The organism is Saccharothrix syringae (genome assembly GCF_009498035.1).
Lineage (GTDB): Bacteria > Actinomycetota > Actinomycetes > Mycobacteriales > Pseudonocardiaceae > Actinosynnema > Actinosynnema syringae.
Genome location: NZ_CP034550.1, coordinates 9,787,015 through 9,809,879 on the forward strand (window position 1 = coordinate 9,787,015; position 22,865 = coordinate 9,809,879).

The window sequence follows — 22,865 nt, forward strand, 5'->3', positions numbered from 1 at the left end:
CGTGACCGAGCCGGTCGGGACCGCGCCCGGGCGGGGCAACCTCGCCCGGGTGCTGGTCCTCAGCGCCGCCGTCGTCGCCACCCTGCTCCTCGGCGCGGCGGTCGGCCTGCTGATCCAGCTGCCCAACTCGGAGGACCCCGCGACGCCCGCGGCCGACTCCGTGGACGTGGGCTTCTGCCAGGACATGGCCATGCACCACCTGCAGGCCGTGCAGATGGCCAACATCGCCGTCGAGAAGACCACCGACCGCAACGTCCGGCAGTTCGCGTTCGACGTCGCCAGCACGCAGCTGGAGCAGGTGGGCCGCATGAAGGGCTGGCTCATGCTGTGGGCCCAGCCCGAGCAGCCGCGCGCCGGGCAGCACATGGCCTGGATGTCCGCCGGCGGCGGCGAGCACGCCCACACCACCACCGGCGAGGCCGCCTCCAGCGGCCCGATGCCCGGCATGGCCTCCTCCGACGAGCTGGCCAGGCTGCGCTCGCTGTCGGGCACCGAGGCCGACGTCTACTTCCTCCAGCTGATGCTGCGCCACCACCAGGGCGGCACCGCCATGGTCGAGTACGGCGCCCAGCACGCCGAGCAGCACGCCGTGCGCACCCTCGCCGAGAGCATGCTGAAGTCGCAGTCCAGCGAGGCCGACTACATGCGCGAGCTGCTGGCCCAGCGGGGTGCCGCGCCGCTGGGCGGCTGAAAACGTCACCTGAACAGGTGACTTCCGGCGCGCAGCGCCGTGAGCTGCGAAAACCTGTCCGCCCCCCCGATCGCCCCTGGCATGATCACGCCACCACGCCGCACGACCCGGGGGCAGGTCGTGAGACCGCGGCGACCGCCGCCGCGCCGGCCCTGGCCGACGACCTCGACCCCGGGCGGGCTCCTGTTCGGCGTCTTCGGGAGTTCGGCCCAGGCCGGCGACGAGGGGCCGGCGAGGTCGCGGGCCGGGCGTGCCGCTCACCTCGATCCCGTGGCCCCGGGAACCGCGCGGGCTTGCCGGTTGACCGGCGGACCGCCCTCGCCGAACCCCCCGGCCGGAACCAGTCGGTCACCTGCCCCGCGCCGCCCCGGCCCCGGCGTCCGCGGCCGTCACCCGGATGGGGCTACCCGCCAGTAGTAACGTGGGAGGCCCGGTCCCGGAGGTCCGCGATGACCACGACAGACCCCGAGAAGAACGTCGACGAACGCACCTCCCGCCAGGTAGCCGAACGGGCCCGCGAGACCCGCTGGCGCCACCCCTCCTTCGGCCGCGAGCTGTTCCTCGGCCACTTCCGCCTCGACCTGGTCCACCCGCACCCCACCGGCTCGGCCGAGGACCGCGAGCGCGGCGAGACGTTCCTGACCGCCCTGAAGGAGTACTGCGAGACCAGCGTCGACAGCGCCGAGGTCGAGCGCGACGCGCGCATCCCCGACCACGTGCTCACCGGACTCAAGCAGCTCGGCGCGTTCGGCATGAAGATCAAGCGCGAGTACGGCGGACTCGGCCTCTCCCAGGTCCACTACAACCGCGCCCTGATGCTGGTCGGCTCCCTGTGCCCGGCCCTGGGCGCGATGCTGTCCGCGCACCAGTCCATCGGCGTGCCCGAGCCGGTCGCCCTGTTCGGCACCGAGGAGCAGAAGCGCGAGTACCTGCCCCGCTGCGCCGCCGGCGAGATCAGCGCGTTCCTGCTCACCGAGCCGGACGTGGGCAGCGACCCGGCCCGCCTGGGCACCACCGCCACCCCCACCGACGACGGCTACCTGCTCAACGGCGTCAAGCTGTGGACCACCAACGGCGTGGTGGCCGACCTGCTGGTGGTGATGGCGAAGGTGCCCGGCCGCGGCATCAGCGCGTTCGTGGTGGAGGGCGACTCGCCGGGCATCACCGTCGAGCACCGCAACGGGTTCATGGGCCTGCGCGGCCTGGAGAACGGCGTCACCCGCTTCCACGACGTGCGCGTGCCGCGGGCGAACCTGATCGGCCGCGAGGGCGCGGGCCTGAAGATCGCGCTCACCACCCTCAACACCGGCCGGCTGTCGCTGCCCGCCATCTGCGCGGGCGCGGCGAAGTGGTGCCTGCGCGTCGCCCGCGAGTGGTCGGCCGCGCGCGTCCAGTGGGGTCGGCCGGTGGGCGAGCACGACGCCGTGGCGGGCAAGGTCGCGTTCATCGCCGCCACCGCCTACGCGCTGGAGGCCGTCCTCGACCTGGCCGGCGAGCTGGCCGACGCGGGCGGGCACGACGTCCGCATCGAGGCCGCGCTGGCCAAGCTGTACGGCTCGGAGATGGCCTGGCTGGTCGCCGACGAGCTGGTGCAGCTGCGCGGCGGGCGCGGCTACGAGACGGCCGCCTCGCTGGCGGCGCGCGGCGAGCGGGGCGTGCCGGCCGAGCAGGTGCTGCGGGACCTGCGGATCAACCGGATCTTCGAGGGCTCGACCGAGATCATGCACCTGCTGATCGCGCGCGAGGCCGTGGACGCGCACCTGGCCGTGGCGGGCGACATCATCGACCCGGAGGCCGACGCGGGGCGCAAGGCGCGGGCCGCGGTGAGGGCGGGCGGGTTCTACGCGCGGTGGCTGCCGACCCTGGTGGTGGGCCGGGGGCAGGTGCCGCGGGCCTACGCCGAGTTCGGCCCGCTGGCCGGGCACCTGCGGTTCGTGGAGCGGTCGAGCCGCAAGCTGGCCAGGCAGACGTTCTACGCCATGTCCCGCTGGCAGGGACGGCTGGAGCGCAGGCAGCGGTTCCTGGCGCGGCTGGTGGACATCGGCGCCGAGCTGTTCGCGATCAGCGCGGCGTGCGTGCGGGCCACGACCGGCGGTGACGGCGCGGTGGCGCTGGCGGACGCGTTCGCCGCGCAGGCGCGGGTGCGGGTGGAGGAGCTGTTCGACCGGCTGTGGCGCAACTGCGACGACTCCGACACCGCGCTGGCGCGCAACGTGCTGGCCGGGCGGCTGGCGTGGCTGGAGGACGGGGTGCTCGACCCGTCGATCCCGGGACCGTGGATCGCGGAGGCGGCCGACGGGCCCACCGGGCTGCCGAACGTGCACCGCAAGACGCCGTAGTGCCCTGCGCCCGCCGTGCCCTGCGCCCGCCGTGCCCTGCGCCCGCCGTGCCCTGCGCCCGCCGTGCCCTGCGCCCGCCGTGCCCTGCGCCCGCAGCGCCCTGCGCCCGCAGCGCCCTGCGCGAGGGCCCTACGCACGGGGCAGGTGTTTGCGGGCGCGGCACCTGCCCCGTGCGGCACGGTCGGGAAGGGACCACGTCCCCCGTACTCCCTTTCCGACTCCCCTGTGCCACATTGGAAGGACACAACACCCTCCAGGAGGAGGTGGGGTAACGCTACGTCATTACCTGCCGGTTCACACTTACGACAATTGAGTGAATCAGCAGGTGAGACCCACTCGACTACTCTCAGAGAGTGATCATCTGTGGCGGTCGAACACGAGCTCCCGGGCCGTGCCCAGCCCCATCTCGATCGCCCCGCTGAGCACCGCGCCGTCGCCCAGCTCCCCGGCCACCACGCGCGGCGCCAGCGGCGTCATCCGGCGCAGCGCCGCCTCCATCGGCTCGCGCAGCAGCTCGGTGTTGCCGCCGACGCCGCCGCCCAGCACCACCAGCTCCGGGTCGACCACCGCCACCACCGCGGCCACCACGAACGCCAGCCGCTCCGCCTCCTCGCGCACCGCCGCCAGCGCCCGCCCGTCCCCGGCCGCCGCGGCGGCGAACACCTCCCGCGCCGACCGCGCGACCAGCCCGTGCGCACGTGCCAGCGCCACCACCGACCCCGCCGCCGCGGCCGACTCCACCTGCCCGCGCACCCGTCCGTCCTCTTCGGACTGACCGGGCCAGGGCAGGTAGCCGACCTCGCCCGCGGCACCGTGCGCGCCCCGGAACAGCCGGCCGTCCACCACGATGCCCATGCCGATCCCGGTGCCCACGGTCAGGCACGCGAACACCCCGGCGCCGCGCGCCGCCCCCTGCGCCCGCTCGCCCACCGCGGCCAGGTTGGCGTCGTTCTCCACCACCAGCCCGGCGCCCAGCTCGGCCTCCAGGTCGTCCAGCAGGCCGGGCCGCTCCCAGCCGGGCAGGTTCGGCGCGTGGTGCAGCGCGCGGCTGCGCGGGTCCGGCACACCGGGCGTGCCGACCACCTTGACCAGCAGGTCGTCCCACGACAGCCCGGCGCCCGCGACCGTCGTCGTGGCCAGCTCCTTGACCGTGCGGACCAGCGCGGACGCCGACCGGCACCGGTTGCGCTCGTCCACCCGCGCGATCACCCGGCCCGCCAGGTCGGCCACCGCGGCCCGGATGCGCCGCCGCCCGATGTCCACGCCCAGCACGTGCCCGGCCGCCGGGTCCGGCTCGTAGACCACCGCGGACCGGCCCGGTCCCGCGGTGGTGCGGCCGGTGGGGCGCACCAGGCCGTGCCGCTCCAGGTCCAGCAGCGCCTGGCCGACGGTCGGCTTGGACAGGCCGGTGTCCCGGGCGATCTGCGGCCGGGTCGCCGGGCCGCCCGCGCGCAGCCGGTCGAGCACCGCGCGCTGGTTGAGCACGCGCATCCCCGCCGGGGTGCCCACCGGGGGCTTGGCCGTCACAGCGAGGAAGTCTAGATCCGTTGGAGCATCGGCCGGACAGGCTTGTGGACAAGTTGGGTGACCTCTCTTGACAACGATGTCACGCGGCTATTCGCTTCGCTAAAGATCGACCCGTCTTAGGCGAGAGGCGTGCGCAATGAGGCTCATGCGGGCAAGGAGATCGCTGGTGGTCGTCACGACCGCTGCCCTGGCGCTGGGAGGCGTGGGAGGCTGGTCACCAGCCACCGCCGCACCCGAGCCGGGGGAGCCAACCGTGAGCGAAGCGCTCTTCACCACCTCGTTCGAGGACGGGCAGCCGCAGGCCACGTGGTTGAGCACGGTCGAGACGGGCCCGGACGGCACGCCGAAGACCTCGGGCGTCAACGGCAACGACTCCACCGGCATCCCGGGCAACGTCACCGACCGGGTGGTCGACGTGGCGGCCAACTCCGAGAACTCCGGTTCCGGCGAGGTCAAGGAGAACCTCGTCGACGGCAGCAGCGCGTCGAAGTGGCTGACGTTCACCCCGACCGGCTGGGTCCGGTTCACCTTCGCCGAACCGGTCGCGGTCAAGCGGTACGCGATGACCTCGGCCAACGACGCCCCCGAGCGCGACCCGCGCGACTGGACCCTGCGCGGCTCCCAGGACGGCACCACGTGGACGGCGCTGGACGGCCGCACCGGCGAGGCGTTCGCCGAGCGGTTCCAGACCAAGTCCTACGACCTGGCCAACACCGAGGCGTTCCGGTACTACCAGCTCGACATCACCCGCAACGCGGGCGGCGTGAACCTGGTGCAGCTGGCCGAGGTCCAGTTCTCCGACGGCTCCACCGCCCCGCCCGCGCAGCACATGCGCACCACCGTGGGCAAGGGCGCCAACGGCGGGTACAACGCCAAGGCGGGCGCGGGCTTCACCGGCAACCGCGCGCTGCGCTACCAGGGCACGCACGTGGCCGAGGGCCGCGGCTACTCGTACAACAAGGTGTTCGAGGTCGACATCCCGGTCACCGCGACCACCGAGCTGTCCTACCTGATCTTCCCGTCGTTCACCACCGACGACCTGAACTACCCGGCCACCCACGCCTCGCTGGACCTCGCCTTCTCCGACGGCACCTACCTCAGCGACCTGGGCGCCCGCGACCAGCACGGCTTCGAGCTGTCCCCGCGCGGCCAGGGCGCGGCGAAGTCGCTCTACACCAACCAGTGGAACCGGGTGGCCTCCGTGGTCGGCTCGGTGGCCGCGGGCAAGACGATCAAGCGCATCCTCGTCGCCTACGACAACCCGAGGGGCCCGGCCGCGTTCAACGGCTGGATCGACGACGTCGCGGTCAAGTCCGCGCCCGAGGTGGTGGAGCGCGCGCGCCCGACCGACTGGGTGCTCACCACGCGCGGCACGAACTCCAGCGGTTCGTTCTCGCGCGGGAACAACTTCCCGGCCACCGCGGTGCCGCACGGCTTCAACTTCTGGTCGCCCATGACCAACGCCGGGTCGATCAGCTGGCTCTACGAGTACGCCAAGACCAACAACCGCGACAACCTGCCCACGCTCCAGGCGTTCACCGCCGGCCACGAGCCGAGCCCGTGGATGGGCGACCGGCAGACGTTCCAGGTCATGCCGTCCACCGGTGAGCCCACCGCCGACCGGGCCGTGCGCGCGCTGCCGTTCCGGCACGAGAACGAGACCGCGCGGGCGCACTACTACGGGGTGAAGTTCGAGAACGGCATGCGCACCGAGATCGCGCCGACCGACCACGCCGCGGTGTTCCGCTTCACCTTCGTCGACGGCCAGTCCAACCTGGTGTTCGACAACGTCAACAACAGCGGCGGCCTCACCCTGGACCCGGCCACCGGCGAGGTGACCGGCTTCTCGGACGTCAAGAGCGGCCTGTCCACCGGTGCGACTCGCCTGTTCGTGTACGGCGTGGTCGACAAGCCGGTGACGGCCAGTGGCCGGCTGACCGGCGCGGGCCGCGACAACGTGGCCGGCTACTTCCGGTTCGACACCTCGACCGACAAGACCGTCACGCTGAAGATCGCCACCTCGCTGATCGGCGTGGAGCAGGCGAGGAAGAACCTCGCGCTGGAGGTCTCGGCGTCCGACACGTTCGACTCGGTGCGCGACCGGGCGCAGGCGGCGTGGGACGACGTGCTGGGCGTGGTCGAGGTCGAGGGCGCGACCGAGGACCAGCTGACCACGCTGTACTCCAACCTCTACCGCCTGTACCTGTACCCGAACTCCGGTTTCGAGAACACCGGCACCGCCGACGCGCCCAGGCACCAGTACGCCTCCCCGGTGCGGGCCGCCGGTCCGTCGACGCCCACCCGGACCGGCGCCGAGGTCGTCGACGGCAGGATCTACGTCAACAACGGCTTCTGGGACACCTACCGCACCACGTGGCCCGCGTACAGCCTGCTCACGCCGAAGCGCGCCGCCGAGCTGGCCGACGGCTTCGTGCAGCAGTACCGCGACGGCGGCTGGATCTCCCGCTGGTCCTCCCCCGGCTACGCCAACCTGATGACCGGCACCAGCTCGGACGTGGCGTTCGCGGACGCGTTCGTCAAGGGCGTGGACCTGCCCGACGCCGAGGCCGCCTACGAGGCCGCCGTGAAGAACGCGACGGTGGCGCCGCCGAACGCGGGCGTCGGCCGCAAGGGCCTGGACACCTCGATCTTCACCGGCTACACCTCCACCGCCACCGGCGAGGGCATGTCGTGGGCGATCGAGGGCTACGTCAACGACTACGGCATCGCCAACATGGCGCGCGCCCTGCACGAGAAGACCGGCGAAGCCCGTTACGCCGCGGACTACGAGTACTTCGCCAACCGCGCGCGGAACTACGTCCACATGTTCGACCCGGCCACCGGCTTCTTCCAGGGCCGCAACCCCGACGGCACGCGCCGCGCGGCCCCCGACGAGTACGACCCGCGCGAGTGGGGCCACGACTACACCGAGACCGACGGCTGGAACATGGCCTTCTCCGTCCCGCACGACGGCCAGGGCCTGGCCAACCTCTACGGCGGGCGGGACGGCCTGGCGGCCAAGCTCGACGAGTTCTTCGCCACCCCGGAGACCGCGAAGTTCCCCGGTTCATACGGTGGTGTGATCCACGAGATGACCGAGGCGCGCGACGTGCGGATGGGCCAGCTCGGCCACTCCAACCAGGTCTCGCACCACATCACCTACATGTACGACTACGCGGGCCGGCCGTGGAAGACGCAGGAGAAGGTCCGCGAAATCCTCGGGCGCCTGTACCTGGGCAGCGAGATCGGCCAGGGCTACCCCGGCGACGAGGACAACGGCGAGCAGTCCGCGTGGTGGCTGTTCAGCGCGCTCGGCTTCTACCCGCTCCAGATGGGCAACGACACCTACGCGATCGGCTCACCGCTGTTCAAGAAGGCGACGGTGCACCTGGAGAACGGCCGCACGCTGGTCGTCAACGCGCCCGGGAACAGCGCCCGCAACATCTACGTCCAGTCCCTCAAGGTCAACGGGAAGAAGTGGGACAAGGCGTACCTGCGGCACGAGGACATCGCGTCCGGCGGCACGCTCGACTTCGAGATGGGCGACTCGCCCTCCCGCTGGGCCACCGGTCCCGACGCCGCCCCGCCGTCGCTGACCACGGGCGACGAGCCGCCCGCCCCGCTGCGCGACGTGGCGACGGCGGGGAACACCACGGCCTCCGGCCCCGTGGCGGCCCTGGTGGACGACACCTCGCAGACCAGGGGTTCGGCGTCCTGGCTCCAGGTCTCGCTGCCGGACAACAAGGAGGCGGCCACCTTCTACACGCTCACCTCGGGCAAGGCGGACGGCGACCCGGCGGCGTGGGAGCTGAGGGCGTCGTACGACGGTCAGACGTGGGTGACCGTGGACAAGCGGTCCGACCAGGCGTTCCAGTGGCGGCAGCAGACCAGGGCGTTCAAGATCGAGTCCCCCGGCCACTACCGCCACTACCGCCTGGAGTTCGCCGCCCAGGCCGCGCTCGCCGAGTTCGAACTGCTGTCCGAGCCGTTCGCGCAGTGCACCGCCGTGACCGGTGAGCACCGCGGCGCGCTGCACGTGCGCTCCGGCGTGACCTGCGTGAACGCGGCCACGGTCACCGGCCCGGTCACCGTGGCGGCGGGTGCCTCCCTGTACGTCTTCGGCGGCACCCTGCGCGGTCCCCTGTCGGCCACCGGCGCGGCGGCGGTCGTGCTGGTGGAAAGCGAGGTCGGCGGCCCGGTGGCGATCACCAACGCCACCGGCCAGGTGTCACTGGAGAAGGTGACCGCGGGCGGCCCGGTGAGCCTGACGGGCAACAAGGGCGGCACCCTCCTGGCCGGCAACCAGGTCCGGGGCCCGATGTCCTGCGTGGCCGCCGACCCGCCGCCGACCAACGGTGGGTGGGCCAACGAGGTGAGGGGGCCCAGGACGGGCCAGTGCTCCGCCCTCTAGGTCGGTTCACCAGGGGATTTCGCGGCACCGGTGCGCGGAATCCCCTGGTTCCACCTGCAGGGTGGCGTGCTCGATGTGGTAGCGCGCGGCCAACATGTCCTGAGCGGCCTTCAGGACCTGGGCCGGATCGGCGTCGTCGCAGGTGGTGAGGTGCGCCGAGGCGACTTCCATGCCCGAGGTCAGCGTCCAGACGTGCAGGTCGTGCGCCTCGGCGACGCCGGGCAGCCGCCCCAGCTCGGCCAGCACCTCGGCGACGTCAAGGCGTTCCGGGGCGTGCTGGAAGAGGATGCGCAACGCGCTGGCGGCCAGCTTGTAAGTGCGCGGCAGGACGAAGAGCCCGATCGCCACACCCATGACGGGGTCGGCATACCGCCACCCGAAGAGCAGCGTGACGAGCCCGCTGAGCAGCACCCCCACCGACCCGATGAGGTCGGCGAGCACTTCCAGGTAGGCCCCGCGGACGTTGATGTTCTCCTTGGCCCCGTCCCGGAGCACGAAGAACGACACCAGGTTGGCCGCCAACCCGGCAACCGCCGCCAGGATCACGGGCAACCCGGGCACCGCGGGCGGGTCGCCGAGCCGCCGGACGGCCTCGTAGACCACGTAGGCGGCCACCCCGAACAGCAGGACCGCGTTGGCGAGGGCGGCGAGCACCTCGGCCCGGTAGAGCCCGAACGTCCGACTGCCCCTGGTCCCCGCGTGGCGCGCGAGCAGGATGGCGGCCAGGGCCATCCCGACGCCCAGCACGTCGGTGAGCATGTGGGCGGCGTCGGAGATGAGCGCCAGCGAGCCGGTCGCGATGCCGACGACGAACTCGACCAGCATGAACGCCGCGCCGATGGCGAAGGCGATCCACAGTCGTCCCAGGTGCTCGGCACCGGTGTGGGCGGCCCCGTGGCCGTGTCCGTGCCCCATGGGGCGGAACATATAGTCACATGCGCATGAGTGCAACTCGGCCACTGCGGGGCCGGGTCGCCCCACCGTGTCGGCGGGTACACGGCTTCCTGGTTGGTCAACCCGGTGAAGTCGCAGGTCAACGCGTTGGGGTGACGTTTGGGGGGAGGGGGTGAAAACGCGCTCGTGCGGTGCGCTAAGCTTCTCCCCGTAGCTACGGCCCCCGTAGCTCAGGGGATAGAGCACCGCCCTCCGGAGGCGGGTGCGCAGGTTCGAATCCTGCCGGGGGCACTCTGCGACAAGGCCCTTGACCAGCGCGAAGCCGGTCAAGGGCCTTCGTCGTCCGTCCGGCTGCGTCCCAGTTGGGACCGGCCCCCTACTGTTCACCCAGCCGATCGGCGATCAGCCGTTGGCGGAGACCTGACGGTACTGGGAGTCGCAGCTCAGCTGGGTGCTGCCTTCGAAGTTGCACGCCTTGACCCTGATCCAGCCGCTTTCCGGGATGTTGGCCAGGTTGTGCTCGGTGCAGGAGCCATATCCCGGAGTGGTGTTGATGGTGCGGCGGGTGTCGGGCGAGGTGGAGCGGTAGTAGTAGGAGACCGGGTGGTGGTCCCTGCCGCTGTCGCAGTTGTAGAGGATTTCGCCGGTGGGCTGCCAACAGGCGAATGCGCCCCCGTCCTGGGACACCGACGCGACGGTGCAATCGGCAGCGGCGGCGAACGCCGCGGCCGACGCCGGCACCTGTTCCGCCGGCACGGTCTGCGCGGATGCCGTCCCACCGCCCATGCCGAACACGGTTAACGCGATCGCGGCGACAACCGCGATACCCCCTCGTTTCATGGCTCTCCCCTTGGTCGGACCGCCGAGTGGCTTGCCCCCCGGCCGGCCGGAGGTGATTCTTCGCCCCCCAGCACCGTGTTCGTGCCGATTGGGCCCACTCCACCCCATCGGACCAAGGCGACAGCGCCATCAGCACAGGTGGGCCGCGCTCGTTGCTGACGCACACTGGCCGAATTGTGCCTCGTGAGGTGGAATGTCGGAGTGGGACAGTTGTCCCACTCACGACGATGGCGGTGATCGAGGAGTGGACCGGGTGCCGATCCTGGACGAGAAGTTGGGCGACATCTACGACGACGTGTTGCGCCGCAACCCCGGCGAGGACGAGTTCCACCAGGCGGTGCGCGAGGTCCTGGACAGCCTCGGCCCGGTGGTCGCCAAGCACCCGGAGTACGCCGAGGCGGCCGTGATCCGGCGGTTGTGCGAGCCCGAGCGGCAGATCATCTTCCGGGTCCCCTGGGTCGACGACGCCGGGACCGTGCGGATCAACCGCGGGTTCCGGGTCGAGTTCAACTCCGCGCTCGGTCCCTACAAGGGTGGTCTGCGGTTTCACCCGTCGGTGTACCTGGGGATCGTCAAGTTCCTCGGCTTCGAGCAGATCTTCAAGAACTCGCTCACCGGCATGCCCATCGGTGGCGGCAAGGGCGGTTCGGACTTCGACCCCAAGGGCCGTTCCGACGGCGAGGTCATGCGCTTCTGCCAGGCATTCATGACCGAGCTCTACCGGCACATCGGCGAGCACACCGACGTGCCCGCCGGGGACATCGGGGTCGGCGGCCGGGAGATCGGCTACCTGTTCGGCCAGTACAAGCGCATCACCAACCGCTACGAGTCCGGCGTGCTGACCGGCAAGGGGCTGACCTGGGGCGGCTCGCAGGTGCGCACCGAGGCCACCGGCTACGGCACCGTGTTCTTCGTCGAGGAGATGCTCAAGGCCCGCGGGGACTCGTTCGACGGCAAGAAGGTCGTGGTCTCCGGCTCCGGGAACGTCGCGATCTACGCGGCGGAGAAGGTCCGGCAGCTCGGTGGCACGGTGATCGCCTGCTCGGACTCCAACGGGTACGTCGTCGACGAGCGGGGCATCGACCTCGACCTGCTCAAGGACGTCAAGGAGAAGCGCCGGGCCCGCATCTCCGCCTACGCCGAGACCCGGCCCGGTACCCGCTATGTCGAAGGCGGGTCGGTGTGGGACGTGCCCTGCGACGTCGCGCTGCCCTGCGCGACGCAGAACGAGCTCAACGGGCGTGACGCCGCCACCCTGATCTCGAACGGGTGCGCCATCGTCGCCGAGGGCGCCAACATGCCCTGCACGCCCGACGCCGTCCGGTTGTTCGCCGACGCCGGTGTCCTGTTCGCCCCGGGCAAGGCCGCCAACGCCGGCGGCGTGGCCACCAGCGCCCTGGAGATGCAGCAGAACGCGTCCCGGGACTCCTGGGGCTTCGACCACACCGAGCGGCGGCTCGCGGACATCATGCGCGGCATCCACGACCGCTGCCTGGAGGCGGCCGACCTGTACGGCAAGCCGGGGAACTACCTGGCCGGGGCGAACATCGCCGGTTTCCTCCAGGTCGCCGACGCGATGCTCGCCCTGGGCGTGATCTGAGGCCGTCGCCCCGGGGCCCCCGCTGCCCGTCGACCACCCGACGGGCCGCGGGACCGCGCGGGGCCGGAGGGGTGCGGACGGGTCGTGCGCCGGGCGGAGGTGGGGGCCCCGGGAACGACCGCCGTCCTCGGCGACCTGCCGGGCGGTGCCGGTGTCGCCTTCGCCGCGGAGGGCTGGACACCGCCGGGGTCAGCCGTTGCCGGGTTTGCCGAACTCCTCGATCAGCACCGGGTACTGCTCCCCGCCGTGCCCGGCGGCGATCGCGCGGTCGGCCATCGCCTTGATCAGCTTCGGCAGTTCGGCGTTGACGCCCAGCGCCTCGCTCTCCTCGACCACGTGCGCCATCGCCCGCGCGTCGGTCTCCAGGGCCGACACCTCGGCCGGGAAACGACCGCGGTCGACCTGCTCGGCGTACCCGGGCAGCCACCCGGCCACGCCGACGGCGAGCCGCCGCGCGAACGGCGCGTAGGTCGCGGCGTCGACACCGGCGGTCCTGAGCAGGGCGGTTCCCTGGAGCCAGGCGTTGAGGACGCCCCACATCATGGTCAGGCCGGCGACGTCGTACAGGGCCGCCAGGCCGTGGTCGGCGCCCAGGTGGGTGACGGTGCCGAGGGCGCGGAGGGTCGGCTCGTGCGCCTGGCAGTCCTCCTCCGGCCCGCTGTGCGGGATCACCGCCTCGGCGGTCCCGATGGTGCTCGGGATGGCCATGACGGCGCCGTCCAGGTAGCGGGCGCCGCGCTGCCCGGCCCACCTGGCGGTGTCCCGGGCCTGGGTCGAGCTGCCCGAGGTGAGGTTGACCAGCGTGGTGCCGCCCAGCGCGACGTCGTTCGCGCCGAGCAGGTCGTGCACGGCCCGGTAGTCGGTGAGGCAGATGATCGTCAGGGGGCTCGCGACGAGCGCGTCGTCGACGGTGGGCGCCAGGCGTGCGCCCCCGGCCACCAGCTGGTCGGCCTTGGAGGTCGTGCGGTTCCACACGGTGGTGGGGTGCCCGGCCGCCAGCAACGCGCCGGCCGGCGCGCGGCCCATGAGCCCGAGTCCGATGACCGTGACCGGTGCGTGTGTTTCGTCGTCCATGGCAGCATCGTCAACGTTGATACCGGTGTGAAGGTCAAGCGAGGCTTCGATGCGGATCGGGGAACTGGGTCGCCGGACGGGCGTCGGCGCCCACCAGTTGCGCTACTACGAGGCCCAGGGCCTGCTGGAGCCGGACCGCGGGGCGAACGGCTACCGCGAGTACGGCGAGGACGCCGTGCTGAGGGTGCGGCAGATCCGGCACCTGCTGGGGGCCGGTTTGTCCACCGAGGACATCGCCTACCTGCTGCCCTGCGCCGTCGGCGAGGCGCCCGAACTGCTCGGGTGCCCCGAGCTGCTGGCCGCGATGCGGTCGCGGCTGCGGCGGCTGGACGAGCAGATCGGCAGGCTCGCCCAGTCCCGCGACACCCTGGCCGACTACATCGACGCGGCCGAGCAGGTGGGCGGCGAGCACTACCCGCCCTTCGACGGTTCCGAGCCGGAACCCGTCCCCGCCTGAGCCGGTCGTGGTCGGGAGGGGCTCCCCGGTCGTTACGCTGTGTCGAGACGGTGATGACGGAGGGGCGGCCATGGCGTTCGAGCGGAAGTACAGCGACGAGGTGCGCAACGCCGCTGTCCGCCGGGTTGTCGAGCGCCGCCAGGCCGAGCCGGGCAACCGGTCGATCCTGCGCGAGGTGGCCGAGGAGTTCGAGGTCGGCGAGCAGTCGCTGCGGATCTGGGTGAAGCGGCTCGACGACGGCATGTTCAGCGCGGGCGAGGCCGCCCGGCTGCGGCAGGCGCCGCGGGAGCGGTTGCTGGCCCGCATCGCCGAGCTGGAGGCCGAGCTGGAGGCCGCGCACGAGCGGATCGGGGCGATGGCGGAGGAGATCGAGGTGCTGAAGAAGGCTTCCGCGATCTTCGCCGCCGAGCTGGCCAAGCGCTGACCGCGTCCACAGTGTCCAGATGGCGGTACGCCCCCTTCCCTCCCCTGCCCTTGGCGCACACTGAACGCGCCACCTCGTGCTCGTTGGAGGGCAGATGACCGGGTACGACTACATCAGCGCCATCACGGGCTGCACCACGGACGTCCGGGGGCGGTTCGCCGTGCGGGGGCCCGCGTTCGAGCTGCTGGCGGACGGGTCGGTCGCCTCGGGTGGGCCGGGGCGGGCTCCGGGGCCGCTGGACCTGCTGGTCTCCGCGCTCGTGGTGAACCTCCTGAACGTGCTGCGGGCCGACGGCGATCCCGACGCGGACAACCCGGGGGCGCGCGCGGTGCACGTCCGGGCGCGGACGTCGCGCTACACGCCCAACCGGCTCAAGGTCGGCCGGGTGCTCGTCGAGGTGGTGGTCGACGGGCTGGACGGGCCGGACGTCGAACTGCTGCTGGAGCAGTACCGCGCGGGGTGCCGGGTGCTGCCCGCCGTGTCCACCGTCCTGGACGTCGACATCCGCGCGGTCGTCGCGGTGCCCGCCTAGTGGTGCCCGCCTAGACCGCCAGCAGGGCCCGGGTGTAGTCGTCCCGGGGGTTCAGGACCACGTCGCTGGTCGGGCCGTGCTCGACGATGCGGCCGGCGCGCATGACCGCCACGTGCTGCGCCACGTCGGCCACCACGGCCAGGTCGTGGGTGACGAGGAAGTACGTCAGGTCCAGCTCCCGCTGGAGTTCGGTGAGCAGGTCGAGCACCCTGGCCTGCACGGTGGCGTCGAGCGCGGACACCGGTTCGTCCAGGACCAGCAGTTGCGGGCGCAGGGCCAGGGCCCTGGCGATGGCCACGCGCTGCCGCTGGCCGCCGGACAGCTCGCGCGGCTTCCGGTCCACATAGGACTGCGGCAGCCGGACCAGGTCCAGGAGTTCGCGGACGCGGGCGTGGCGCTCGGCGCGGGTGCCGACGCGGTAGGCGTCCAGCGGCTCGCCGATGATGCCGCGCAGGGACAGCCGGGGGTTCAGCGACTCGAACGGGCTCTGGTACACGACCTGCATGTCGCGCCGCAGGGCGCGCAGCCCGGCGCGGCGCAGGCCGGGCACGTCCCGGCCCAGCACGCGGACCGCGCCCCGGTCTGGGCGTTCCAGGCCGAGGATGATCCTGCTGGTGGTGGTCTTGCCCGAGCCCGACTCGCCGACCAGGGCGAACGTCGTGCCGCGCGGCACGGTGAGCGACACGTCGTCGACGGCCCGCGTGCCGCGCCTGGCCGTGCCGAACCGCTTGGACACCGAGGTCAGCTCGACCACCGGCGGTCCCGGGGGCGGGGCGGTCCGCCCGGCCCGCCGCAGGTGGGCCTCGGCGATGCCGAGCACGCGCCCCTCGGCCATCCGCGCCGAGCCGGCCAGCAGGGCCCGCGTGTAGGCGTGCCGGGGGTTGGCGAAGACCTCGGCGATCGGGCCGGCCTCGACCACCTCGCCGCGTTCCAGCACCACCACGGTCCGCGCGTGGCGGCTGGCCAGGGCGAGGTCGTGGGTGATGAGCACGACCGCGGTGCCGTGGCGGGCGCGGGCCGCGTGGATGGCGCGCAGCACCTCCTGGCCGACCAGCACGTCCAGCGCGCTGGTCGGTTCGTCGGCGATGACCAGCTCGGGGCGCTGCGAGAACGCCATGGTCACCAGCACCCGCTGGCGCATGCCGCCGGACAGCTCGTGCGGGTAGCGGGCCAGCAGGGCGGCCGGGTCGGGGAAGCCGACGTCCTCCAGGTCCTGGCGGATGCGCTCCTCGACCTCCTCGGGCGACAACGGCGAGCGGGCCAGCTTGAACGCCTCGCGCAGCTGGGCGCCGACGGTCTTGGTCGGGTTGAGCGAGGCGATCGGGTCCTGCGGCACGAACCCGATGTGCCTGCCGCGCAGAGCCCGGAAGTCCTCGTCGCCGCGGCGCAGCACGTCCTCGCCGGCGAACTCGATCCGGCCGGCGGTGATGTGCCCGTTGGGCGGCAGCAGCCTCACGACGGCGTGCGCGAGGGTGCTCTTGCCGGAGCCGGACTCGCCGATCACCGCGGTGACCTGGCCCCGGGGGACGTCCAGGGAGACCGACGCCAGCGCGGTGTCCGCGGTGGCGCCGTTCGCGCGCCGGTAGGCGACGGTGAGGTCGGTGACCCTGACGAGCGGTGTCATGCGTGGTCCTCCTGGAGCAGGTGGGCGAGGCGGCTGAGCAGCACGACCACGGCGGTCAGCGCGAGGCCGGGGATGATGGCGACCCACCAGGCGTGCGCCAGGTACTTCTGGCCGCCGGCGATCAGCACGCCCCACTCCGCCGACGGCGGCGCCTCGCCGAAGCCGAGGTAGCTCAGCGAGCCGATGGCGAGCATGGCCAGGCCGAAGTGCAGCGCCGTGTACGACACCACCGGGGAGTAGGTGCTCGGGATGACGTGCCGGGCGACCACCCTCAGCGGGCTCGCGCCGCAGGTGCGGGCCGCCTCGACGTAGGCCAGCGTGCCGGCCCGGATCACGCAGCCGCGGATCAGCCGGGCGAAGCCGGTGGCCTCGCCGACGCCGATGGCGACCGCCGCGACGAACGCGCCGCGCCCGTAGGTGGTGATCACCGCGAGGGCCAGCAGCACGGCCGGGATGGCCATGACCGCCTCGGTGAGCACGCCGAGCACGCGGTCGAGCGGGCCGCCGGGGCGCAGGCCGGACAGCACGCCGACCACCGCGCCGACCACCAGCGCCACCGCGACCGCGAGCAGCGAGGAGAACAGCGAGATCCGCAGGCCGTGCACCACCCGGGAGAACAGGTCGCGGCCGATCTCGTCGGTGCCGAACCAGAACTCGCCGCTCGGCGCGGTGAACGGCAGCCCGTCCAGCTCGTACGGGTCGTGCCAGGTCACCAGGCCCGGGAAGACCGCGACGAGCACCAGCAGGGCGAGCAGCGCCAGGTGCAGGTGCAGTTCGCGGACACGCCTGCGCCCGCGGGTGGCGACGGGCGCGGTCGCGGGGACGGGCTCGGCGACGGCGGTGGCGGTGGCGGTGGTGTCGGTCACGCCCGGGCCTCCGTGGTCGTGGCGCGGCGGCGCAAGCGGGGGTCGAGCAGCGCGTAGCCGATGTCGACCAGGGCGTTGACGACGACGTAGGCCGCGGCCAGCACCACGACCAGGCCGAGCACGACGGTCAGGTCGACCGCCTTGACCGAGTCGACCATGAGCCGGCCGAGCCCGACGCGGGAGAACACCACCTCGACCACGACCGTGCCGCCGAGCAGCTGCCCGATCCGCAGGCCGAACACCGCCAGGAACGGGAACGACGCGTTGCGCAGGCAGTGCCGGTAGAGGATGTGGAACCGGCCGGCGCCCTTGGCGGGCGCGGTGACCGCCGCGTACGTGGTGCCCAGCTCGGTGCGCAGGCCGCTGATCAGCACCTGGGCGAACTGGGCGGCGCCGAGCAGGGCCAGCACCGCCGCGGGCAGCACCAGCGAGGCCGCTCCCCGGCTGCCGTTGGACGGGAACCAGCCCAGCGTGGTGGAGAAGAGGTAGACGAACAGGACGCCGACCCAGAACACCGGCAGGCTCACGTAGGCCGACGGCACCAGCGACGCCAGCGAGCGGACCGCCCGCGACCGCGGGGTGACCGCGAGCACGGCGAGCAGGAAGCCCAGCGGCACCGAGGCCGCCAGCGACACCGCGGCCAGGGTGACGGTGTTCGGCAGCACCTCGGCCAGCAGCCGGGTGACCGGCTCCTCGGTGACCAGGGAGCGGCCGAGGTCGCCGCGCAGCAGGCCGGTGACGCCGTTGGCGTACTGCGTCCACAGGCTGTCGGACAGGCCGACCTCGTCGCGGAGCAGGTCCAGGTCCAGGCCCGCGACGTCGGCCGAGCCGAGGGTGTCGGTGGTGCCGATGCGGGCCAGCACGGCGTCGCCGGGCAGCACGAACAGCAGGAAGAACGACGCGGAGTAGGCGGCGAGGACCACCGCCGCGGCGCGCGCGAGCTTGGCCGCCACGACCCGGATCACGGCTGGTCGATCCACGCGTCGCCCAGCCACGGGATGTGGGTGGCCTCCAGCAGCGGCAGGTGCGTGCTGTTGCGGTGGGCCAGCGGCTGGATGAAGTCGTAGAGCGGGATGTAGTACGCCTCGTCCAGGACGATCGCCGAGGCCCGCGCGGCCAGCGCCCTGCGCTTGGCGATGTCGGGTTCGGCGAGGATCTGCTCGAAGACCTGGTCCAGGTCCTCGTCGAGGCCGCCGTAGGTGGAGCGCAGCACGTCGGCGTCGGGCCGGGTGCCCGAACCCCAGGAGAACGAGTAGTCGCCCGACTGGAGCCGCTGGTTCAGCTCGGCCTGGGTGAGGCTGCCGAACTCCAGCTCGACGCCGATGTCCTTCCACTGCGACTGCACCACGGCGATGTTGGGCTCGTGCGAGATCGTCGACGGGCTGTAGACGAGGGTGAACGCGAGCCGGGCGCCGTCCTTGGCGCGCACGCCGTCCGCGCCGGGCCGCCAGCCCGCCTCGTCCAGCAACCGCTTCGCGCCGTCGACGTCGGTCTTGATCTTGTCGGACTGGTCGGTGAAGTACGGGTTGCTCGCGGTGTAGGCGCTCTTCGGGGCGATGTCGATGGCCGACGCGCGCTTGAGCACGGCGTCGCGGTCGACGGCCAGCGACAGCGCGCGGCGGACCCGCACGTCGTTCAGCCCGGGGACGTCGGTGTTGACCGCGAACCCGAGGGCCGAGCCGGGCAGCGGTTGGCGCCGGATGGTGATCTCCGAGCTGGTGGAGAACTCGGTCTTGTCCGCCGGTTCGGTGTTGTGCAGCAGGTCCAGGCCGCCGGAGCGCAGCTCGGCCGCGGCGATGCTGTTGTCCTGGATGTGGTGGACCTCGATCTTGTCCAGGTGGGCTGGGCCCTGGTTCTCCGCCGGCGCGGGCGGCCAGGCGTAGTCCTCGCGGCGGACGAGCGTGTAGCCCTCCTCGCCCCGGCTCTCGGCGGCCACGAACGGGCCGGAGCCGATGACGCCCAGCCCCTCCTGGCGCTTCTCGAACGGCAGCGCGGCGGTCGCCGGCGCGACGATGCCCAGCACCGTGCTGGACGCCGCCTGGAGGAACGACGAGTTCGGCTTGGCCAGGTCGAACACGACGGTGTTCGGGCTCGGCGTGGTGATCTCCTTGAGCGCGCCGATCCACTGGTTGGCCACGGCGTACTTGGCGCCGCCGTCGCGCAGCGCCTGGTAGCTGAGCTTCACCGCGGTGGCGTCGAGCTTCTCGCCGTTGCTGAACGTGACGCCCTCGCGCAGCGTGAACGCGTAGCGGGTGGCGTTGTCGTTGACCTCCCACCCGGTGGCCAGCCACGGCGCGAACGTGCCGTCCTCGTTGTTGAACACCAGCGAGTCGACCAGGCCGCGCAGCGGTACGGCCAGGCCGTAGCCGGTGGTCGTGGCGGGGTCGAGCGGCTTGCCGCCGCCGGCCGCCCGGTACTTGAGCACACCGCCCTTCACGGGCGTGCCGCTCGCGCTCCCGCCGCCGCCGGCGGCACCGGCGGTGCAGCCGGTGAGCACGAGGCCGAGGACCAGCGCCGCGGCGGCGCGTCTGGGGAGCCGGACGCGCGGGGTCGCGTCGTGGGGATGGCGCTTCATCGTGGGGCACTCACTCTCGTCTCTGGCCGCGTGCGCCGTGCACCGGCAGCACGTGCGCTAGAACGTTAGGCCCGGAAGCGCTCGTAGTAGATAGCGTCTCGCTATATGAAACTTCTACTGTGCGGCCGGTTGTGAATCTACGGTGTAGCCACATACGTCGTAGAACTTCTAACGTGCGCCCCCGAGGAACCCGAATGTCAAAGATCAAGATCGAGGCGACCAGCGCCGTCTTCTACCTGCCGTACTACGTGGCGGAGGAGGAGGGCTACTTCACCGACGAGGGGCTCGACGTCGAGCTCATCCGCCACCGGCCCACCGACGAGACCGGCCTGCGGTTCGTCGAGGACCCGCGCCGGGTGTCCTCGTTCAGCAGCTTCAAGCTGTTCGAGGCGGGCGCGTCGCAGCTGTACAACGCGTGCGAGTGGGGCCAGCTGCGCCGCTCCCAGGACAGCCAGGTCAACGGCAAGGTCGTGGCCCGCCGCGCGGCCGTCGCCAGCCAGGCGATCATCGTCCGCCCCGACTCGCCGTACAACGTCCCCGGCGACCTGGCCGGCGTGCGCGTGGGCGTCAACTTCCACCACGGCTCGCACTACCTGGTGCTCCAGACGCTGGAGGGGTTCCTGGCCCGCGCCGACATCAAGCTGGTCGGGATCAAGGGCAAGGAGCGCTTCGAGGCCCTGCGCGACGGCGACATCGACGCCGTGGCCGTGATGGAGCCGTGGATCACGGTGGCCGAGAAGCAGGGCTACAAGGTGCTCGCCGAGGCGCACTACTACGGCGCGGAGATCGCCAACGACTCGCTCGACGCCGAGACCTTCACCAGGATCAACCGGGCCGTCACGCGGGGCGTGGACCGGATCCACGAGGACATCCGGCCCTACCTCAAGCACTTCATCGAGCAGGCCGCGCCGGTCGCCGAGCTGGTCCCGGACGACTTCAAGCCGGGCCGGCTGCGCTACGTCCACCCCGGCCCGTACCCGGAGGACCACTTCAACCGGACGCTGGACTGGGTCGCCAGCTGGGGCCTGATCGACTCGGACAACGACTTCGGCCGGCTCGTCGACTCCACCAAGATCCTCCAGGAGGCATGAGGACGCAGGCGTTCGGCGGCGCGGCACCGGTCGCGCCGCCGGGCCGCGTTCCCGCCATGCCCACCACCGTGAACCGCCGGGCCGTGCTGCTGCTGTGCGGCACCACCGCCGGCTTCCTCCTGCTGGACGTCCACAAGGTGTCCATCGCGATCCCGTCGATCGAACGCGCCCTGCACCCCGGCCCGGCGGGCATCCAGCTCATCCAGGCCGCCTACGTGTTCTGCTTCGCCGTCACCCTGGTCCCCGCCGGCCGCGTCGGCGACGCGGGCAGGCGGCTCGCCCTCACCTACGCGGGCACGTACCTCTACCTGGCCGCCGGCGTGCTGTGCGCCGTCGCGCCCACGGCCGGTTTCGTCATCGCGGGCCGCGCCCTGCTCGGCATCGCCGCCGGCCTGCTCATGCCGCAGGTGATGGGCATGGTGCAGCAGCTGTTCCCCGCGGCCGAGCGCGGCCGGGCGTTCGGCGTCTACGGCATGTGCGTCAGCCTGGTCACCGCACTCGGCCCCGGCCTCGGCGGCCTGCTCGTCACCACGCTCGGCTGGCGCGGCGTGTTCGTGGTGAACGTGCCGGTGGGCGTGGCCCTGCTCGTCGCCGCGCACGCCCTGCTGCCCGCGGTCGGCCGCGACCAGGGCGGCAGGCGCAGACCGGACGTCGACGTGGTGGGCCTGGCCTTCGGCGGCCTCGCCCTGGTCTGCCTGCTGACCCCGTTCATCTTCACCACCGGCCGCCCCGGCGACGTCGACGCCCGCTGGCTCGCCCTGGTCCCGGCGGTCGGGCTGGCCGCGCTGTTCGCGGCGCGCGGCCGCCGCCGCGTCGCCGCCGGCCGCTCCGGCGTGATCGACCCGGCCCTGCTGCGCATCCCGTCCTTCCGCAACGGCGTGCTCGTCTCCCTGACCTGGTTCGCCGCCGGACCGGGCATCGCCCTGGCGCTGACCCTGTACCTCCAGGAGGCCCGCGGCGTCACCCCGTTCCTGGCCGGTTTGCTGGTGCTGCCGTCGTCGGCGACCTCCGTGCTGGGCTCCTGGCTGGGCGGCCGGCACGTGGTGCGGTTGGGGCGCGTGCTGACCGGCACGGGGATGTTGCTGGTCCTGGCCTCCGCGCTGGGCACGGTGGCCCTGCTGCACAGCCCCCTGCCGACGGCGGCCGTGCTGGTCGGCATCCCGGCGCTGCAACTGGTGCAGGGCCTCGGCGGCGGGTTGGTGGTCTCCCCCAACCACTCCATGACGCTCGTGGACGTCCCGGCCGCGCAGGGCGGCGCGGCCGGGGCGATCGGGCAGCTCGGCCAGCGCATCAGCAACAGCGTGGGCGTCGCGACCGCGTCGACGGCGTACTACTCGACGATCTACGGGGTGGGGTTCACGCTGACCGACGCACCCGCCTCCCTGCACCGCGACGCGCTCGACCGCGCCACGGCCGTGGCGTGCCTGTTCCTGTGCGCGGCGGTCACCGTGGTGCTGGTGGACCTGCGCCGCCAGGTTCGCGGCCGGTCGCTCGGGCGGGCGGTGGTCGGGTCCTGAACGGTCGGGTGCCGTCCGCGGCGGGAACTTTTTTCGGAGTCCCTCATGGACCACCTGGACAGTCGGCGTGACGATGACATGCGCCTGCGCCGCGTCCTGCAAAGGCACAGGAGCAGGTCTTCTTCCACCCCTTTCCGGAGTGGCCTCGAAGTACGTCATCCTTGACCGGTGGCCAAATCGCTTCCTCGGATCACCACACCGGGTGACTGCTTTTCCGGTCGCCCGGCGGCATGATCTCGCCGGTACTCGACGTCCACCGGAGCGCGACAGGAAGGACCTGGCCATGAGCGGGCGGGAGTGTTGTTCGGGCTGTTCGCCCTCGGCGGGGAATGCGTTCCTGCGGCGGGTCGAGGAGCTGGTGGCGGACAGCGGTGTCCACGGTGGGCGGAGGGTGTGGGTCCTC

Annotated in this window: 17 protein-coding genes and 1 tRNA gene; 10 read left to right on the forward strand and 8 right to left on the reverse strand. The window is 72.4% G+C overall.

What is annotated here, in order from left to right:
• The first annotated feature begins 1 nt into the window (after position 1).
• Positions 2–691, forward strand: coding sequence for a DUF305 domain-containing protein (locus EKG83_RS41235; RefSeq protein ID WP_033432801.1), 690 nt, complete (start codon positions 2–4; stop codon positions 689–691).
• Positions 692–1,140: 449 nt separating this feature from the next.
• Positions 1,141–3,030, forward strand: coding sequence for an acyl-CoA dehydrogenase family protein (locus EKG83_RS41240; RefSeq protein ID WP_033432802.1), 1,890 nt, complete (start codon positions 1,141–1,143; stop codon positions 3,028–3,030).
• A gap of 357 nt (positions 3,031–3,387) precedes the next feature.
• On the opposite strand, the gene EKG83_RS41245 is transcribed toward EKG83_RS41240, so the two are convergent.
• Positions 3,388–4,521: an ROK family transcriptional regulator gene (locus EKG83_RS41245; protein WP_051766334.1), complete on the reverse strand. Its 1,134-nt coding sequence runs from the start codon at positions 4,519–4,521 to the stop codon at positions 3,388–3,390.
• A 172-nt stretch (positions 4,522–4,693) separates the two neighbouring features.
• Here EKG83_RS41245 and EKG83_RS41250 point away from each other — a divergent pair, with 172 nt between their 5' ends.
• The gene (locus tag EKG83_RS41250) at positions 4,694–8,968 is read left to right on the forward strand and encodes a GH92 family glycosyl hydrolase (RefSeq protein ID WP_407690743.1); all 4,275 of its coding nucleotides are present in this window, start codon (positions 4,694–4,696) and stop codon (positions 8,966–8,968) included.
• Between the two features lie 6 nt (positions 8,969–8,974).
• Here the strand turns inward: EKG83_RS41250 and EKG83_RS41255 are convergent, their stop codons facing one another.
• A complete protein-coding gene (locus EKG83_RS41255; RefSeq protein ID WP_033432880.1) occupies positions 8,975–9,883 on the reverse strand; it encodes a cation diffusion facilitator family transporter in 909 nt (302 codons plus the stop codon).
• A 198-nt stretch (positions 9,884–10,081) separates the two neighbouring features.
• Between EKG83_RS41255 and EKG83_RS41260 the strand changes: the two genes are divergently transcribed.
• A tRNA-Arg gene (locus EKG83_RS41260) sits at positions 10,082–10,153 on the forward strand.
• A 111-nt stretch (positions 10,154–10,264) separates the two neighbouring features.
• Here the strand turns inward: EKG83_RS41260 and EKG83_RS41265 are convergent.
• Positions 10,265–10,702, reverse strand: a complete 438-nt coding sequence (locus tag EKG83_RS41265; protein WP_051766321.1) for a hypothetical protein — start codon at positions 10,700–10,702, stop codon at positions 10,265–10,267.
• A gap of 259 nt (positions 10,703–10,961) precedes the next feature.
• Between EKG83_RS41265 and gdhA the strand changes: the two genes are divergently transcribed.
• Positions 10,962–12,302, forward strand: a complete 1,341-nt coding sequence (gene gdhA / locus EKG83_RS41270; RefSeq protein ID WP_428829927.1) for an NADP-specific glutamate dehydrogenase — start codon at positions 10,962–10,964, stop codon at positions 12,300–12,302.
• A gap of 189 nt (positions 12,303–12,491) precedes the next feature.
• Here the strand turns inward: gdhA and EKG83_RS41275 are convergent, their stop codons facing one another.
• A complete protein-coding gene (locus EKG83_RS41275; protein WP_033432805.1) occupies positions 12,492–13,376 on the reverse strand; it encodes an NAD(P)-dependent oxidoreductase in 885 nt (294 codons plus the stop codon).
• Between the two features lie 49 nt (positions 13,377–13,425).
• On the opposite strand from EKG83_RS41275, the gene EKG83_RS41280 reads away from it, so the two are divergent.
• The 3 genes from EKG83_RS41280 to EKG83_RS41290 all read left to right on the forward strand — a co-directional run bounded on the left by EKG83_RS41280 (position 13,426) and on the right by EKG83_RS41290 (position 14,789).
• Positions 13,426–13,833 (forward strand): MerR family transcriptional regulator, encoded by a 408-nt coding sequence (locus EKG83_RS41280; protein WP_033432806.1) that lies wholly within the window; start codon positions 13,426–13,428, stop codon positions 13,831–13,833.
• A 70-nt stretch (positions 13,834–13,903) separates the two neighbouring features.
• Positions 13,904–14,257 carry a transposase gene (locus tag EKG83_RS41285; protein WP_033432807.1) on the forward strand — a complete coding sequence of 118 codons (354 nt, stop codon included), beginning with the start codon at positions 13,904–13,906 and terminating at the stop codon, positions 14,255–14,257.
• A 94-nt stretch (positions 14,258–14,351) separates the two neighbouring features.
• Complete coding sequence (locus EKG83_RS41290) at positions 14,352–14,789, forward strand: hypothetical protein (RefSeq protein WP_033432808.1); 438 nt, start codon at positions 14,352–14,354, stop codon at positions 14,787–14,789.
• Between the two features lie 10 nt (positions 14,790–14,799).
• Here EKG83_RS41290 and EKG83_RS41295 read toward each other — a convergent pair whose 3' ends face one another.
• From EKG83_RS41295 to EKG83_RS41310, 4 genes are read right to left on the reverse strand one after another with little or no spacing between them, the layout of a single operon-like run.
• The gene (locus tag EKG83_RS41295) at positions 14,800–16,413 is read right to left on the reverse strand and encodes a dipeptide ABC transporter ATP-binding protein (protein WP_033432809.1); all 1,614 of its coding nucleotides are present in this window, start codon (positions 16,411–16,413) and stop codon (positions 14,800–14,802) included.
• Complete coding sequence (locus EKG83_RS41300) at positions 16,410–17,279, reverse strand: ABC transporter permease (RefSeq protein WP_033432810.1); 870 nt, start codon at positions 17,277–17,279, stop codon at positions 16,410–16,412. The genes EKG83_RS41295 and EKG83_RS41300 overlap by 4 nt, the downstream gene beginning before the upstream one ends.
• Positions 17,276–18,244, reverse strand: coding sequence for an ABC transporter permease (locus tag EKG83_RS41305; protein ID WP_051766322.1), 969 nt, complete (start codon positions 18,242–18,244; stop codon positions 17,276–17,278). Before EKG83_RS41305 ends, EKG83_RS41300 begins: the two co-directional genes overlap by 4 nt.
• Positions 18,241–19,854, reverse strand: a complete 1,614-nt coding sequence (locus EKG83_RS41310; RefSeq protein WP_033432811.1) for an ABC transporter substrate-binding protein — start codon at positions 19,852–19,854, stop codon at positions 18,241–18,243. Before EKG83_RS41310 ends, EKG83_RS41305 begins: the two co-directional genes overlap by 4 nt.
• Positions 19,855–20,048: 194 nt before the next feature.
• Here EKG83_RS41310 and EKG83_RS41315 point away from each other — a divergent pair, with 194 nt between their 5' ends.
• Positions 20,049–20,945 (forward strand): ABC transporter substrate-binding protein, encoded by an 897-nt coding sequence (locus EKG83_RS41315; protein ID WP_033432812.1) that lies wholly within the window; start codon positions 20,049–20,051, stop codon positions 20,943–20,945.
• Entirely contained in the window at positions 20,942–22,462 is a 1,521-nt protein-coding gene (locus EKG83_RS41320) for an MFS transporter (RefSeq protein ID WP_051766323.1), read from the forward strand. Before EKG83_RS41315 ends, EKG83_RS41320 begins: the two co-directional genes overlap by 4 nt.
• The last annotated feature ends 403 nt before the right edge of the window (positions 22,463–22,865 follow it).

Coding starts and splice junctions, on each gene's coding strand:
- EKG83_RS41240 (WP_033432802.1), top strand. CDS start 1,141: ATGACCACGACAGACCCCGAGAAGAACGTCGACGAACGCACCTCCCGC.
- EKG83_RS41245 (WP_051766334.1), bottom strand. CDS start 4,521: ATGCGCGTGCTCAACCAGCGCGCGGTGCTCGACCGGCTGCGCGCGGGC.
- EKG83_RS41250 (WP_407690743.1), top strand. CDS start 4,694: ATGAGGCTCATGCGGGCAAGGAGATCGCTGGTGGTCGTCACGACCGCT.
- EKG83_RS41255 (WP_033432880.1), bottom strand. CDS start 9,883: ATGGGGCACGGACACGGCCACGGGGCCGCCCACACCGGTGCCGAGCAC.
- EKG83_RS41265 (WP_051766321.1), bottom strand. CDS start 10,702: ATGAAACGAGGGGGTATCGCGGTTGTCGCCGCGATCGCGTTAACCGTG.
- EKG83_RS41275 (WP_033432805.1), bottom strand. CDS start 13,376: ATGGACGACGAAACACACGCACCGGTCACGGTCATCGGACTCGGGCTC.
- EKG83_RS41280 (WP_033432806.1), top strand. CDS start 13,426: ATGCGGATCGGGGAACTGGGTCGCCGGACGGGCGTCGGCGCCCACCAG.
- EKG83_RS41285 (WP_033432807.1), top strand. CDS start 13,904: ATGGCGTTCGAGCGGAAGTACAGCGACGAGGTGCGCAACGCCGCTGTC.
- EKG83_RS41290 (WP_033432808.1), top strand. CDS start 14,352: ATGACCGGGTACGACTACATCAGCGCCATCACGGGCTGCACCACGGAC.
- EKG83_RS41295 (WP_033432809.1), bottom strand. CDS start 16,413: ATGACACCGCTCGTCAGGGTCACCGACCTCACCGTCGCCTACCGGCGC.
- EKG83_RS41310 (WP_033432811.1), bottom strand. CDS start 19,854: ATGAAGCGCCATCCCCACGACGCGACCCCGCGCGTCCGGCTCCCCAGA.
- EKG83_RS41315 (WP_033432812.1), top strand. CDS start 20,049: ATGTCAAAGATCAAGATCGAGGCGACCAGCGCCGTCTTCTACCTGCCG.
- EKG83_RS41320 (WP_051766323.1), top strand. CDS start 20,942: ATGAGGACGCAGGCGTTCGGCGGCGCGGCACCGGTCGCGCCGCCGGGC.